The sequence below is a fragment of the Streptomyces sp. NBC_00012 genome, from assembly GCF_045040875.1.
Lineage (GTDB): Bacteria > Actinomycetota > Actinomycetes > Streptomycetales > Streptomycetaceae > Streptomyces.
The window spans coordinates 4,729,562-4,743,652 of record NZ_CP108309.1 but is presented as its reverse complement, the minus strand read 5'-3'; the positions used below and the strand labels follow the sequence as shown (position 1 = coordinate 4,743,652).

The 14,091-nt window shown below is 71.8% G+C and carries 14 protein-coding genes; 4 read left to right on the top strand and 10 right to left on the bottom strand.

What is annotated here, in order from left to right:
• Positions 1–48: 48 nt before the first annotated feature.
• From OHA19_RS21870 to OHA19_RS21850, 5 genes are all read right to left on the bottom strand, one after another.
• Positions 49–975, bottom strand: a complete 927-nt coding sequence (locus OHA19_RS21870; protein WP_405751233.1) for a glycoside hydrolase family 19 protein — start codon at positions 973–975, stop codon at positions 49–51.
• A gap of 213 nt (positions 976–1,188) precedes the next feature.
• On the bottom strand, positions 1,189–2,112 hold the full coding sequence (locus OHA19_RS21865) for a glycoside hydrolase family 19 protein (protein WP_405753297.1): 924 nt from the start codon (positions 2,110–2,112) through the stop codon (positions 1,189–1,191).
• Positions 2,113–2,393: 281 nt separating this feature from the next.
• On the bottom strand, positions 2,394–2,765 hold the full coding sequence (locus OHA19_RS21860; protein WP_405751230.1) for a histidine kinase dimerization/phospho-acceptor domain-containing protein: 372 nt from the start codon (positions 2,763–2,765) through the stop codon (positions 2,394–2,396).
• Complete coding sequence (locus OHA19_RS21855) at positions 2,666–3,292, bottom strand: hypothetical protein (RefSeq protein ID WP_405751228.1); 627 nt, start codon at positions 3,290–3,292, stop codon at positions 2,666–2,668. The genes OHA19_RS21860 and OHA19_RS21855 overlap by 100 nt, the downstream gene beginning before the upstream one ends.
• A gap of 138 nt (positions 3,293–3,430) precedes the next feature.
• A complete protein-coding gene (locus OHA19_RS21850; protein ID WP_329197109.1) occupies positions 3,431–4,714 on the bottom strand; it encodes an adenylosuccinate synthase in 1,284 nt (427 codons plus the stop codon).
• A 186-nt stretch (positions 4,715–4,900) separates the two neighbouring features.
• On the opposite strand from OHA19_RS21850, the gene OHA19_RS21845 reads away from it, so the two are divergent.
• On the top strand, positions 4,901–5,758 hold the full coding sequence (locus OHA19_RS21845; protein WP_405714167.1) for a diacylglycerol kinase family protein: 858 nt from the start codon (positions 4,901–4,903) through the stop codon (positions 5,756–5,758).
• Positions 5,759–5,921: 163 nt separating this feature from the next.
• Here the strand turns inward: OHA19_RS21845 and OHA19_RS21840 are convergent, their stop codons facing one another.
• Positions 5,922–6,467 carry a GbsR/MarR family transcriptional regulator gene (locus OHA19_RS21840; protein ID WP_405714169.1) on the bottom strand — a complete coding sequence of 182 codons (546 nt, stop codon included), beginning with the start codon at positions 6,465–6,467 and terminating at the stop codon, positions 5,922–5,924.
• Positions 6,468–6,568: 101 nt separating this feature from the next.
• On the opposite strand from OHA19_RS21840, the gene OHA19_RS21835 reads away from it, so the two are divergent.
• From OHA19_RS21835 to OHA19_RS21825, 3 genes are all read left to right on the top strand, one after another.
• The gene (locus OHA19_RS21835) at positions 6,569–7,501 is read left to right on the top strand and encodes an ATP-binding cassette domain-containing protein (RefSeq protein ID WP_405751225.1); all 933 of its coding nucleotides are present in this window, start codon (positions 6,569–6,571) and stop codon (positions 7,499–7,501) included.
• Positions 7,498–9,132 carry an ABC transporter permease gene (locus OHA19_RS21830; protein ID WP_405751223.1) on the top strand — a complete coding sequence of 545 codons (1,635 nt, stop codon included), beginning with the start codon at positions 7,498–7,500 and terminating at the stop codon, positions 9,130–9,132. Before OHA19_RS21835 ends, OHA19_RS21830 begins: the two co-directional genes overlap by 4 nt.
• Positions 9,133–9,215: 83 nt before the next feature.
• Positions 9,216–9,542, top strand: a complete 327-nt coding sequence (locus OHA19_RS21825) for a hypothetical protein (RefSeq protein ID WP_405714175.1) — start codon at positions 9,216–9,218, stop codon at positions 9,540–9,542.
• A 168-nt stretch (positions 9,543–9,710) separates the two neighbouring features.
• On the opposite strand, the gene OHA19_RS21820 is transcribed toward OHA19_RS21825, so the two are convergent.
• The 4 genes from OHA19_RS21820 to OHA19_RS21805 all read right to left on the bottom strand — a co-directional run bounded on the left by OHA19_RS21820 (position 9,711) and on the right by OHA19_RS21805 (position 14,046).
• Positions 9,711–10,940, bottom strand: a complete 1,230-nt coding sequence (locus OHA19_RS21820; protein WP_405714177.1) for a cytochrome P450 — start codon at positions 10,938–10,940, stop codon at positions 9,711–9,713.
• Between the two features lie 126 nt (positions 10,941–11,066).
• Positions 11,067–11,744 carry a response regulator gene (locus OHA19_RS21815; RefSeq protein ID WP_353790693.1) on the bottom strand — a complete coding sequence of 226 codons (678 nt, stop codon included), beginning with the start codon at positions 11,742–11,744 and terminating at the stop codon, positions 11,067–11,069.
• A complete protein-coding gene (locus OHA19_RS21810) occupies positions 11,741–13,066 on the bottom strand; it encodes a sensor histidine kinase (protein WP_405714179.1) in 1,326 nt (441 codons plus the stop codon). The genes OHA19_RS21815 and OHA19_RS21810 overlap by 4 nt, the downstream gene beginning before the upstream one ends.
• 104 nt (positions 13,067–13,170) lie before the next feature.
• The gene (locus OHA19_RS21805) at positions 13,171–14,046 is read right to left on the bottom strand and encodes an alpha/beta hydrolase family protein (protein ID WP_405714181.1); all 876 of its coding nucleotides are present in this window, start codon (positions 14,044–14,046) and stop codon (positions 13,171–13,173) included.
• Positions 14,047–14,091: the final 45 nt, after the last annotated feature.

Genomic DNA, 14,091 nt, shown 5'->3' with positions numbered 1-14,091 from the left:
CGGAGCCGGGCACGCCCCCGTCGGGTGGGGGAGAACAGGAGCCGCGGGTCAGCAGCTCAGGTTGGAACCGGGGGTGGTGCCGAGGATCTGCACGAACGCCTTGTAGCGGTCGATGCGGCTCTGGACCTGAGCGGGATTGCCGCCGTTGCATTCCAGGGTGCCGTTGATGGACCGGATGGTCTCGCCGAACCCGGCGCCGTTCACCATGGCGTTGTGGGCGGTCATGGTGCCGGGGCCGCTCTGGGTGTTCCAGTACCAGAGGCCGGTCTTCCAGGCGACCGATGCGTTCTGCTCGACCAGGTACGGGTTGGCCAGCAGATCGATGCCGAGCGCGTCACCGGCGGCCTTGTAGTTGAAGTTCCAGCTGAGCTGGATCGGACCGCGGCCGTAGTACGCGGCCTGACCGGCCGGGCAGCCGTAGGGCTGGCTGCTGTCGCAGTAGTGCGGGTAGTTGGACGTGTTCTGCTCGACCACGTACACCAGGCCGCCCGTCTCGTGGCTGACGTTGGCGAGGAACGCCGCCGCCTCCTGGCGCTTGACGGTGTCGCTGCCGGTGTTCGCGAAGCCCGGGTAGGCGCTCAGGGCCGCGGTCAGCCCGTCGTACGTGTAGAACGAATTCCGGTTCGGGAACATCTGGTTGAACTGCGCCTCGCTGACGACGAAGCCGGACGGGGTGCCCGGGTCCGTGCCGCCACCGCCGCAACTGCCCTGGTCCGCCCAGACGTCGGAGCTTCCGGGGGTCTCGTTCTGGGTCCACCACTTGGCCGTCCAGTTGCGGCTGTGGTGCGAGACCGTGCCGCCCTGCGTGTAGGCAGTCGACGGACTCCACGCGGGCGCGCACCGCGTGTCCTGGTCCGATGCGACGGACGGGGAGGCGGCTGAAGCGGAGGCGGCGGAGGCGGGGGTGGGGAGAACGACGACCATTGCGACGACCGCGCCCAGCGCGGCCAGCAGACCCATGAAGCGCCTGATCATGCGATCACTCCTTCGGTGCGGCGAACCGGACTGGACGGTGCGCCGCCATGGGGGGTTGCCCGTCACTCAAGCGGCACTGGTCTGAACCTGTCAAGGTCTAGACCAGAACGGCACCCTATTCGGGGGCTCATCCGGGGGCGCACGGACGGCGCGTCGTATGACCCGGCGTCAACAGGCCGACCCGGGCCGGCCCAGGTGCCGCATAACCCGGCGTCAGCAGGCCAGCCCGGACCCGGGTGCCGTACCGAGGACGGACGTGATCCGTTCGTACTTGGCGACCCGGGCCGCGACCGAGGCGGGGTTGCCGCCGTCGCACTCCAGGGCGCCATTGAGCGAGCGGATCGTCTCGCCCAAGCCGGCACCGCCGACCATCGCCTCGTGCGAGGTCATCGTGCCGGGGCCGTTCTGGGTGTTCCAGTACCAAAGAGCCGTCTGCCAGGCCACGGACGGGTCCTGCTCGACCAGCCAGGGGTTGCCGAGGAGATCGAGGCCGAGCGCGTCCCCCGCGGCCTTGTAGTTGAAGTTCCAGCTGAACATGATCGGGCCCCGGCCGTAGTACGCCTTCTGCCCCGCCGGACAGCCGTACGGCCGGCTGTAGTCGCACTTGCGCCAGTAGTTGTCCTCGTTGATCTCCTTCACGTACTGGAGCCCGACCGACTCGAAGTCCGCGTGCGTGAGGAAGGCCGCGGCCTCCTGGGCGCGCGTGGTCGGCGTACCGGTGTTCGCGAAGCGCGGGTAGGCGTGCAGGGCGTCGATCAGTCCCTGGTACGTGTAGAAAGGATCGCGGTCCGGGAAGATCTCGTCGAACTGCGCCTCGCTGACGGCGAAGTCGGAGACCCCGCCCGTACAGGCCCCCTGGTCGGCCCAGACTCCGGTGGCGCCCGGATTCTCGTTCTGCGTCCACCACTTGGCCGTCCAGTTGCGGCTGTGGTGCGAGACCGTGCCGCCCTGCGTGTAGGCAGTCGACGGACTCCACGCGGGCGCGCACCGCGTGTCCTGGTCCGATGCGACGGACGGGGAGGCGGCTGAAGCGGAGGCGGCGGAGGCGGGGGTGGGGGCGGCAGAGGCGGGAAGCAGAACGGCCGTCGCGAGCACGGAACTCAGCACGGTCAGAAGGCTCTTGATGCGTTTCAGCAGTGCTCACTCCTTCGGCAGGGCACGCCGAACACCTCAGCGGGCCGTCTGGACGTCCCGCCACTCAAGCCCCGCTGGTCTGGACCTGTCAAGGTCTGGACCATTGGGACTCGAGTGCTCCGGAGGAGACGGAGTCAGCCGACCGTCACCGTGGTCAGGTGACCGTCACGTGCACGACGGGCGATGTCTGCGACCATGCGTACGCCGTCGTCGGCCCGCAGCCGCACCCGTACGTTCCGGGGTTCCGCGCGCGACGCGGCACCCCGCACGGCGGCGGCCAGCGGTTAGGCCGGCACCAGTGGCTCCGGCCGAACGACGGGCCGCCCCTCGTCGGTCCTGCTCAGCAGCAGGTCCTCGGACAGCCGGATCAGCCGGTCGGTGTCCGCGGCCGCCGCGGCGACCGCGGCGACGAGCTCTTCCCGGGTGCGGCCCGGCTGTCCCGCCAACTCCAGTTCGGCCTTCAGCGCGGCCAGCGGGGTGCGCAGCTCGTGGCCCGCGTCGGCGGCGAAACCACGCTGCCGGGCCAGGGCGTCGGCGAGCCGGTCGAGTACTTCGTTCATGGTGGCCGCGAGAGTCGCGATCTCGTCGTGGGTGGCGGTCGCCGCCAGCCGGGCCCCGGTGTCCTGCTCGGTGATCTCCGCGAGCCGTCTGCGCATCCGGTCCACCGGACGCAGGGCCGAACCGGCCAGCCAGTACGCGCCGAGACCGGCGGCGAGCACGGCGGCGGACCGCCCAGCATCAGCGCGTCGCGGGTGTGCGTGGTCGCGGCGTCCGCGAGCCGGGGGCCGACGCCCACCAGGACGGCGACCTCCTTGCCGTCGTTCTCGGCCGGCACGGCGAGCATCCGGTAGTCCTGGCCCTCGATCGAAGCGGTGAAGCCGACCTCGCCCCGGGTCGCCGCCCGCACCTGTGCCGTGTCGGCCAGCGGATGCCCGCCCGCGCCGTCGGTGAAGGCGAGCAGCCGGCCGTCGGGCGCGAGTACCTGGGCCACCCGCTCGGCTCCGCCGGTGCCGAGCCCCCCGTCCGGGTCGCGCGGGGACGACGGCGGCAGATGCGGGAGCGGACCCCTGACGTCCAGCCGGACCACCTCCGCGTCGGCCTGAGCCCGCAGGGTCGCCGCCGGCGAGGCGTCCAGGCCCGAGGTCAGCCGTTGCGGGAAGAGGAACCCGGCAGCCGCGATCACCAGTGCGGTGCCGAGGGCGAAGATCCAGGCGCCACCGCAGGGGCATCGAGCGTCGTGGAAGGCGCGAAGGGGCCGGGGCGACTGCCGCGCCCCGACCCCTTCGCGTCGTTCCGTCCCGCAGGTCCTACAGGGCAGGTCCTACAGGAAGGAGTTGATCTCGATGGTCTCGGTGCGGCCGGGGCCGACACCGATCGCGGAGATCGGGGCGCCGGACATCTCCTCCAGCGCCTTCACGTACGCCTGCGCGTTCTTCGGCAGGTCACCGAAGGTCTTGGCCTTGGTGATGTCCTCGGACCAGCCCGGCAGCATCTCGTAGACCGGCTTCGCGTGGTGGAAGTCGGTCTGGCTGTACGGGAGTTCCTCGACGCGCTTGCCGTCGATCTCGTACGCCACGCACACCGGGATCTGCTCCCAGCCGGTCAGCACGTCCAGCTTGGTGAGGAAGAAGTCGGTGAGACCGTTGACCCGGGTCGCGTACCGCGCGATGACCGCGTCGAACCAGCCGCAGCGGCGGTCGCGGCCGGTGGTGACACCGCGCTCGCCTCCGATCCGGCGCAGCGCCTCGCCGTCCTCGTCGAGCAGCTCCGTCGGGAACGGACCGGCGCCGACGCGGGTGGTGTACGCCTTGAGGATGCCGATGACCCGGCTGATCTTCGTCGGGCCCACGCCGGCGCCGGTGCAGGCGCCGCCCGCGGTCGGGTTCGACGAGGTGACGAAGGGGTACGTGCCGTGGTCGACGTCGAGCAGCGTGCCCTGGCCGCCCTCGAAGAGGACGACCTTGCCCGCGTCGATGGCGTCGTTCAGGATCAGCGTCGTGTCGGCGACGTAGGGCTTGATCTGCTCCGCGTACTGGAGCATCTCCTCGACGATCCTGCCGGACTCGATGGCACGGCGGTTGAAGACCTTGGCGAGGAGCTGGTTCTTCTGCTCCAGGGCCGCGTCGACCTTCTGCTCCAGGATCGACTCGTCGTAGAGATCCTGGACACGGATGCCCACGCGGTTGATCTTGTCGGCGTACGTCGGGCCGATGCCTCGACCGGTCGTGCCGATCTTGCGCTTCCCGAGGAACCGTTCCGTCACCTTGTCGATCGTGACGTTGTACGGGGTGATCAAATGGGCATTGCCGCTGATCAGCAGCTTGGACGTGTCCACGCCGCGGTCGTTCAGCCCACTCAGCTCGGAGAGCAGGACGGCCGGGTCGACGACGACACCGTTTCCGATGACCGGGGTACAACCCGGCGAAAGGATTCCGGAGGGGAGGAGATGCAGTGCGTACTTCTGGTCACCGACGACCACCGTATGGCCGGCGTTGTTGCCGCCTTGGTAGCGCACCACATAGTCCACGGATCCACCGAGGAGGTCGGTGGCCTTTCCCTTGCCCTCGTCACCCCACTGAGCACCGAGCAGCACAAGTGCGGGCACAGGCGTACACCCCTTCCGGGCGGGGCATGTCCAAGGTCAGGGGGCGTACGTAAACGCCGTACATGCCGTACGACGATGTACGACAAGGCCTGAACCGTCGAACCGGGTGCCCCGGAATAGACGAAGCCCCTGGCGCAATAGCGCAAGGGGCTCTTGCACCAAGATGCTACCCGAGGAAGGACCGAGGTGTCGGCTGCCCAGCCCCCCGGCGACGGTGCGCACCAGCTGCTGGTGGTCATCGACCCGGTCGCCCGCCGGACCGACGGCGAGTCCGTGCGTATCGCGAAGGACGTCCTGAGTGCCGGTTCGCACGCCAAGATCTGCCTGCCCGACGGGCCCGAGGAGTTCGCCAGAGCCCTGTCCCGCCGGGGCGGCCGGCGGCCGGTGGTGGTCGGCGACGACCGCGCGCTGCGGCGGGCGGTGGCCCAGCTGCACCGGGAGCGGGAGCCGGACGGGAGCGTGCTCTCGCTGATCCCGGTCGGCACCGCGGCCGGGGTGGAACTGGCCCGTTCGCTCGGCGTGCCGCTGGGCGCGGTGGCGGCGGCGCGCACCGCGCTTGACGGTGCCGTGCGCAGGCTCGACCTGCTGGTCGACGACAGCGACGGGGTGGTCCTGGGCACGCTGCACATCCCGGCGCTGAGCACGCTGCCGGGCGCGTCGGCCGCGCACACGGGGGTCACGGCGGTCTGGGACACCTGCCGCAACCTGGTCCGCACCCTGGTGCGCCCCGTCCCGCAGACGCCCGCCGCGCCGCCGCCCACGCACCGGCTGCGGGTCGAGGCCGACGGCGTCCTGCTGAACGATCTGGACCGCCCGGTCGAATCGGTGACGGTGGCCTCGCAGGGCGGCGACGGAGGCCTCGCGGAGGTGGTGATCCGCCCGCCGGAGGCCGATCCCGTGACGGCGGAGGCGAAGGCCGTCACGGTCTCGGGCGCGGACTTCCGCTACCGGGCGGACATACAGGTCGGCGGCCCGGTCCGGACGAGGACCTGGACGGTACGGGCGGGGGCCTGGGGACTGATGCTGCCGGTGGCGGAGGGATAGCGCTCGACGGACGGGGCGGGGCTGCTCCCGGCCCGATGCGACGGGCCCGATGCGACGGGCCCGTGAGGCGCCGGGTCAGGCGTTCGTGCGCCCGTCGCGCGCCGGACATCCGCACAAGGTCAGGCGTCCGCGCACCCGTCGCGGGCCGGACATCCGCACCGGATCAGGCGTCCGCGCGCCCGTCGCGGGCCGGGAGGTCGAGCGTCTTGCGGTGCTCGTGCCAGCGATCCATCATCCCGACCAGCTCCGCCTGCAGGAACTCGAAGAACGCCACCGTCTCGGCGATCCGGGCGCCGGCCGGGGTGTCCTCGCCCAGGATGCGGACGCCTTCCTTGAGGGTGCTCTCCCAGCGGGTCAGCACGCGGTCACGGCTGGCGAAGGTGGCGAACCAGACCTCGTCGAGCAGGCGGTAACGGTCGCGGCGCGAGCCCGGCTCGCGCTCGCGGCCGACCATGCTGACCTGCGTCAGGTAACTGACCGCCCCGGACACGGCCGCCGGGCTGATCTGCAGCGCCAGGGCGAGCTCGGCTGAGGTCATGGAGCCGTCGTCGTCCGCGAGGAGCGCGGCGAAGACCCGGGACGCCATCCGCTGCATCCCCGCCTCGGTCATCTCGGACGCGAACCGCTCCACGAACCGCGACACGGCCTCCGCGTCACGCCCGGAGCTCACGCTCTGTCCGGTCTCGCCGGTCCCGGTCTCGCTGGTCATCGCCCGATCGTCTCCCCTGATTTCCCGTCCCCCGCCATGACGCCAACTTTATACGCTTCCTTAACTTCACAACTTTGTGAAAGTAGCGTACGTTCAAAAACATGACGAAGGCAATCACGGTGGCCGGACTGCACAAGTCGTTCGGTCGGACACACGCGCTGGACGGGCTCGACCTCACCGTCGAGGCCGGCGAGGTCCACGGCTTTCTCGGGCCCAACGGCTCCGGGAAGTCCACCACCATCCGGGTGCTGCTGGGCCTGCTGCGGGCCGACTCCGGCGCCGCCCAGCTGCTCGGCCGCGACCCGTGGCACGACGCGGTGGAGCTCCACCGGAAGGTCGCATACGTCCCGGGTGACGTCACGCTGTGGCGCAACCTCTCCGGCGGCGAGGTGATCGACCTGTACGGGAGCCTGCGCGGCGGCCTCGACCGGGCCCGGCGCGCCGACCTCGTCGACCGGTTCGAGCTCGACCCGACCAAGAAGGGGCGTACGTACTCCAAGGGCAACCGCCAGAAGGTCGCCCTCGTCGCCGCTTTCGCCTCCGATGTGGACCTGCTGATCCTGGACGAGCCCACCAGCGGGCTCGACCCGCTGATGGAGGAGGTCTTCCAGGACTGCGTGACCGAGGAGCGTGCGCGCGGGCGGACGGTCCTGCTCTCCAGCCACATCCTCAGCGAGGTCGAGACGCTCTGCGACCGGGTCAGCATCATCCGCCAGGGGCGGACGGTGGAGACGGGCTCGCTGGCGGACATGCGCCACCTGACGCGTACGAACATCAGCGCCGAGCTGGCCGGTGCGCCCAACGGGCTCGCCCGGCTGCCCGGTGTCCACGACCTCGACGTCCAGGGCCTGCGGGTCACGCTCCAGGTCGACACGGACAAGCTGGACGCCGTCCTCAAGTCGCTCACCGCATCGGGCGTACGGACACTGACCAGCACTCCGCCCACGCTGGAGGAGCTGTTCCTGCGCCACTACGCGACCGACGCGGCGGACGCGCCCGAAAGCGGCGAGGGCGCGGGGGTGGCGGCGCGATGACTGCCGTGCCCCTGACCACCCCGGCCGGCGCCCGGCGCCGGACCCGGGCCGCGACCGGTCAGCTCGCCGGGACGTGGACGCTGCTGCGGCTCGCGCTGCGGCGCGACCGGATCATGCTGCCGATCTGGGTGCTCGTGCTCGGCGGCTCCTTCTCGTCCGTGAGCAGCTCCCTCGTCTCGCTCTACGACACCCCCGCGCAGCGCGCCGAACTCGCCGCGTCAATGAACGGCAACAGCTCGCTCCGGGCCATGTACGGACCGGTCTTCGACGACTCGGTCGGCGGGCTCGTGAGCTGGCGGATGGCCGCCTTCGGGGCGGTGCTGGCGGCCGTGATGAGCCTGATAGTCGTCGTCCGGCACACCCGTGAGGAAGAGGAGACCGGCCGTCAGGAGATGCTCTCCTCCGCGATGGTGGGGCGCCGCGCCCCGCTGACCGCCGCCCTGCTCGCCGCCGTGATCGCCAACGCGGCACTGGCACTGGTGATGGCGGCGGGCCTGGCGGGATCGGGCGCGGGCGGCGCCGGGGCGGTGGCCCTCGCCCTGGCGGTCGCCGGGACCGGCGTGCTGTTTGCCTGCACGGCGGCGATCGCAGCCCAGTTCACCGAGAGCGCCCGGCTCGCCAAGGGGCTCACGGCGGCGGTGATCGGTGCCGCGTTCGTCCTGAAGGCGGCGGGCGACTCGGCGGCGGACGACGGCTCGTCCGTGCTGACGTGGCTCTCCCCCATCGGCTGGGCGGAGAACGTCCGGGCGTACGGGGACGAGCGCTGGTGGGTGCTGCTCGTCCTCGCAGCGGCCGTGGCGGTCCAGGCCGTCCTCGCCTACGGGCTGGCCGGGCGGCGCGATGTGGGGATGAGCTTCCTGGCGACGAGACCGGGGCCCGCGCAGGGGCGGATCTCCACGGCGTTCGGTCTCGCGCTGCGGCTCCAGCGCGGTGCGCTGACCGGGTGGACGCTCTCCTTCGCGGTGGTCGGGGTCGCCTTCGGCGGGCTGACCGGCGGGGCGGCCGATCTCGTCGGCGACAACGCGAAGACCAGGGAGATCTTCGAGCGGATGGGCGGACAGGCCGGTCTGACCGACGCGTTCCTCGCCGCGATGGTCTCCGTGCTCGGGATGGTCGCGGCGCTGTACATCGTGGCGTCGGTGCTGCGGCTGCACGGCGAGGAGACCGCCGGCCGCGCCGAACCGGTGCTGGCGGGCGGCGTCGGCCGGACCGGGTGGGCGGCCGGTCATCTGGTCATCGCGTTCGGCGGCGCGGCCCTGCTCATGGCGGTCGGCGGCCTCGGCCTGGCGGTCGGCTACGGCCACGAACTCCCGGCCGTGCTGGGTGCGTCGCTGGTGCAGCTGCCGGCGATCTGGCTGCTGGGCGGGGTGACGGTCCTGCTGTACGGGGCGCTCCCGAAGGCGGCGGTGGCGTCCTGGGGCGTCGCCGGGATCTGCCTGGCGCTGGGGTGGCTCGGGCCCGCCGTCGACATGCCGCAGGCGGTGATGGACGTATCGCCGTTCACACATCTGCCGAAGCTGCCGGGCGGCACAGGAATGGAATGGGGCCCGGTTCTCACGCTCACCGCCGTCGCGGTGGTGCTGGCCGGGGCCGGGGTGGCGGCATTGCGCAGGCGCGATGTCCTGACGTGACGCGGCGTGACGGTGACGTGGGGGGCGGGCGGGAGTCCCGGGAAAGTGCAACCTCACCGCGGTGTCCCTGCGTCACATCGATCGTGGAGAACCGAAAGGAAGCCGTCCGCGGGGTCATAGGGTGCGCGGTCGTCGCCGCGGGCGGGGCCGCCGGGATGCTCGCCTGGGTGCCGTACGGCCAGCGTGGCATCCTCGGCTTCGAGGGCGAGTCGGAATGGGACGTGTTCTGGTTCGGGCTGCCCGTCATGGCGCTCGGCGGCATCGCGACCGGGCTCGTCCTCATCAACCTCGCGCGACGGAAGTGGCGGCGGACGCTCGGGGCGACGGCGCTGCTCGCCGCTCTCGTCGGTGTCGGAGTGGTCTTCGACGTGCTGGAGGACCCGTACACGCACTGCGAGATGGGGTGTTGACGCGGAGGGCCCCGAGCGCCGGGCCCCGGCCGCACCGCCCGAGCCCGCCCCCTCAGCCCCCAGCCCCTGGCGCCCCTGCCCCCGGGTCAGGGTCCGGGTCCGGGTCCGGGTCCGGGTCCGGCTCCGGCTCCGGCTCCGGCTCCGGCTCCGGCTCCGGGTCAGCCCCGCTCACAGCTCCACGCGGAGTTCCTTCAGGCCCCTGATCACATAGCCCGGGTTCCACTCCGGCTCGGCCGCCGGCCGCATCCCCGGGGCGCGGCGCAGCAGCTCGCCGAAGGACGCGGCCAGTTCGACCCGGGCCAGCGGGGCGCCCAGGCAGAAGTGGATGCCCGCGCCGAAGGTGATGTGCGGGTTGTCCCGCCGGGCCAGGTCCAGGGTGTCCGGGTCGGCGAAGCGGGCCGGGTCGCGGTTGGCCGAGCCGAAGAGCAGGGCCACCTCCGAGCCTCGCGGAATGACTGTGCCGTCGATCTCGATGTCGTCCAGGACCCAGCGCTCGAACATCTGCAACGGGGTGTCGTACCGCATCAGTTCCTCGACGGCCGTCGGCAGCAGCCCGTGGTCGGCACGCAGGGCAGCCAGCTGCTCCGGGTGGCGCAGCAGCGTCCACCAGCCGTTCACGGTGGTGTTGACGGTCGCCTCGTGGCCGGCGTTCAGCAGCAGCACACAGGTGGAGATCATCTCCTGCTCGCTCAGCCGCTCCCCCTCGTCGTGGGCGGCGATGAGCGCGGAGATCAGATCCGTACCGGGGTTCTTGCGCCGCTCCTCGATCAGCTCGCGCAGATACGCGGAGAAGTCCAGCGAGGCGCGGACGGCGGCGCGCGCGGTCTCCTCGGACGGGTTCAGCTCGAACATTCCGCAGATCGCCGCGGACCAGGGCCGCAGCGGGCCCCGGTCGGACTCCGGGATGCCGAGCATCTCGGCGATGACGGCCACCGGCAGCGGCTCGGCGACCGCCGTGAGCAGATCGCCGCCGCCCGCCTCGACGAAGGAGTCGACCAGCTCGGCGGCCAGCCGCCGCACGGTCGGGACGAGTTGTTCGACCGTACGCGGGGTGAACGCCTTGGAGACCAGGCGCCGGATCCGGGTGTGGTCGGGGGCCTCCAGATCGAGGAGCCCCTGCCCGTTGAGGGTGTGGAAGGGCTCGTGCTCGGCGGGCGGCGGCGTGCGGCCGAACTCCTCGTGGGTGAAACGGTGCAGATAGGTGCGCCCGAGACGGCGGTCGCGCAGCAGCGCGGACACATCCGCGTGGTGCGGCACGAGCCACTGGTCGGTCGGCTCGAAGCGGTGCACCCGGCCGGTGGCACGCAGTACGGCGTAGGCGGGGTACGGGTCGGCGACGAAGACCGGGGACCAGGGATCGAAGGGGGCATCGGCCGCGGAACGGGGGGACTGGCGCATAGCCGGACGCTATCCGCACCCCCGGCCGCCGACCACCCCTCGGGGCGGTGTGACCCGGCGCGACCGGCTCAGGGAGGTCTGACCCGGCGCGACCGGCTCAGGACGGTGTGACCAGGCGTGACCGGCTCAAGAAGGTGTGACCAGCCGGGCCTCGTACGCGAAGACGGCCGCCTGGGTGCGGTCGCGCAGCCCCAGCTTCACCAGGATCCGGCTCACATGGGTCTTGATGGTGGACTCGGCGACCACCAGATGCGAGGCGATCTCGGCGTTGGACCGGCCCTGCGCGATGAGGACGAGCACCTCCGTCTCGCGCTCGGTGAGGTCGCCGACCCGGGCCAGCGCGGGCGAACGCGGGGTCTCCGCGAGCTTCGAGAACTCGTTGATCAGCCGCTTGGTGACGGTCGGCGCGAGCAGCGCCTCGCCCGCGGCCACCACCCGTACCCCGTCCGCGAGCTGGCGCGCGGAGGCGTCCTTGAGGAGGAAGCCGGACGCCCCGGCGCGCAGCGCCTGGTACACGTACTCGTCGAGGTCGAAGGTGGTCAGCACCAGGACCTTGGCGTCCGCGTCGGCGGCGACGATCTCGCGGGTGGCCTCGATGCCGTTGAGTTCCGGCATCCGGATGTCCATCAGGACCACGTCGGGGCGCAGCGCGGCGACCTGTGCGATGGCCTGCCGGCCGTCGACGGCCTCGCCGACGACCTCGATCCCCGGCATGGCGTTGAGGAGTACCGAGAAGCCCTCACGGACCATCATCTGGTCGTCCACGATCAGCACCCGGATGGACGGGGCGGTGGGAGTGCTCATGCCCGGTCCGCCTGTCCTCCGGGCTCGGAGCCCGCCTGTTCCCTGGGTTCGGAACCGGCCTGTACGGGGATGAACACCGCGATCTCGTACCCGCCCTCGGCGGTCGTGTCGGCCGTCATGTCGCCGTTCAGCATCGCGACCCGCTCCCGCATCCCGGTGATCCCGTGGCCCGCCCCCGGCGAAGGCTTCACCGGGCCGGTGGGCGGCCCGTTGACGACACGCACCCCGAGCCCGCCCAGCACATAGCCGATCTCCACCTTGGCCGTGGCGCCCGGTGCGTGCCGCAGCGTATTGCTGAGGGCCTCCTGAATGATCCGGTACGCCGACAGCTCGACCCCCTGCGGCAGTTCGCGCACCGCACCGGTGATGGTCTTCTCCGTCGCCAGACCCGCCTCGCTCACGTTGGCGAGGAGCCCGTCGAGCTGGGCGAGCGTGGGCTGCGGGGCGTCCGGCGCCTGGTAGTCCTCGGCGCGTACGACACCGAGGACCCGGCGCAGCTCGGTGAGGGCGGCGACGGCGTTCTCCCGGATCGTGACGAAGGCCTGCTCCAGCTCGGGCGGCGGATTCTCCACCCGGTACGGGGCGGCCTCGGCCTGGATCGCGACGACCGACATGTGGTGCGCGACCACGTCGTGCAGCTCACGGGCGATGGTGGTGCGCTCCTCCAGCAGTGTGCGCCGGTCGCGCTCGACGGCGGTCACGGTGCGCTGCACCGTCACCTCGCGCTCCGCGTCGCGGCGGATCTGCACCATGGCGACGACCAGCAGGGCGAACGCCGAGGTCAGGCCCATGCCCACGGTGGTGGTCCCGGCCCGCCAGACGAGGTTCTCCATGAACACGCCGAGCAGCACGGTGAGGCCCCACATCCAGGCGGCGGTGCGCCGCCCGGTCCTGGCCGCGACGACGATCAGCACGACCAGGTGCGTGAAGAACGTGACCGGCCCCCACGGCCACCCGCTGTTGCCGAACACCGCCGTCACCGGGGTCAGCAGCAACGACATCCAGAACGCCCCGACCGGCCTGACCAGCGTCATCACCACGCTGATGGCCGGGAACAGCGCGAGCACCTCGCCGATCGGGTTGTTCGCCGCGGCGACCCCCAGCAGAAAGGCGATGAGCGCGGCCAGCACCACGACCGCGTGCAGCGCCCAGGTGGCGCGCGCCCGCATCCGCTTCGGCAGCCGGCGGATCACCGGCCCGTCGGTCCCCAGCGGCGGCATCGGGCGGTAGGCGAACGCATCCACGAAAAGGGCCTGCCGGAGGCCGCCTATCGCCCCCGCGGCCAGCTGGAACTCCGGGCTTCTGCTCTTGGTCTCGGTCACGCTTCCACGTTAGGCGGCGGGTTCGGCCAGGTCGTCAGCAGTGATACGGATTCCGGGACGTCCATCGCAAGTACTACGGGCTCCGCCTCGCGCCTGTCCGGCTCTCACCACGCGAGTTGTGCGAGCTCCTCCGCCACCACCGCGCACGCGTCCGCCGCCGGGTCGATCAGCGGGAAATGACCGACGTCCGGCAGCAGGGTCAGCCCCACCGTCTCGCCCGCCTTCGCCGCCGCGTCGACGAAGGCCTCCGCGACCGCCTGTGGCACATCGATGTCGGTGGTGCCCTGCACCACGGTGGTGGCGATGCCGGTGGGCAGCAGCGCGGCCGGGTCGGCATGCGCGGCCCGCTCCGCGAAGTCCTCCTCACCGCCGAGGAGTTGGCCGACCGCCCCGGAGCACACATCCAGCGCGACGGCGGTGGCGAAGTCCGCGATGGGTGCGAGGGCGACGACGCCCCGCAGCTGCGGCGGCGCGGGCAGCCGCCACGGCGACCCCTGGGGCAGTACGTGCCGGGCGGCGGCCCACAGCGCCAGCTGCCCGCCGGCCGAGTGCCCGGTGACGACGATCCGCCGGGCGTCGGCCGCCGGGAGCTCCCGGGCCAGCAGCGCCGGCAGCGCGTCCATCGCCGCGGCGACATCGTCGAAGGTCTCCGGCCAGCGGCCCGCGACCGGACCGGAACCCCGCTGCTGCGGGATCTCGCCACCGCACCGGTACTCGACGCTGGCGACGGCGAAGCCGCGCCGGGCCAGGAAGTCCGCGAACGGCGACACATGCTGCCGGTCGTACGGCGCCCGCCATGCCCCGCCGTGCAGCACGACCACGACCGGCGCCCCGGTCCGCCCGTCGCGCGGGGCGTAGAAGTCGATCAGCTGGTCGGGGTGGCTGCCGTAGGCGGCGGAAGCGTCGGGGGCGACCGGTGGATGCGAGAGGGCCGACTCGGTCTCGGCTGCGTCCCGATCACGCGCGGCAGAATCCGACATGCTGCTCCAACCGTCCTGTAGCTGTGCCCAACTGGCCTGACCTGC

Coding starts and splice junctions, on each gene's coding strand:
- OHA19_RS21870 (WP_405751233.1), bottom strand. CDS start 975: ATGATCAGGCGCTTCATGGGTCTGCTGGCCGCGCTGGGCGCGGTCGTC.
- OHA19_RS21860 (WP_405751230.1), bottom strand. CDS start 2,765: ATGCGCAGACGGCTCGCGGAGATCACCGAGCAGGACACCGGGGCCCGG.
- OHA19_RS21840 (WP_405714169.1), bottom strand. CDS start 6,467: ATGACCAGCGAGACCGGGACCGGCGAGACCGGACAGAGCGTGAGCTCC.
- OHA19_RS21835 (WP_405751225.1), top strand. CDS start 6,569: ATGACGAAGGCAATCACGGTGGCCGGACTGCACAAGTCGTTCGGTCGG.
- OHA19_RS21830 (WP_405751223.1), top strand. CDS start 7,498: ATGACTGCCGTGCCCCTGACCACCCCGGCCGGCGCCCGGCGCCGGACC.
- OHA19_RS21820 (WP_405714177.1), bottom strand. CDS start 10,940: ATGCGCCAGTCCCCCCGTTCCGCGGCCGATGCCCCCTTCGATCCCTGG.
- OHA19_RS21815 (WP_353790693.1), bottom strand. CDS start 11,744: ATGAGCACTCCCACCGCCCCGTCCATCCGGGTGCTGATCGTGGACGAC.
- OHA19_RS21805 (WP_405714181.1), bottom strand. CDS start 14,046: ATGTCGGATTCTGCCGCGCGTGATCGGGACGCAGCCGAGACCGAGTCG.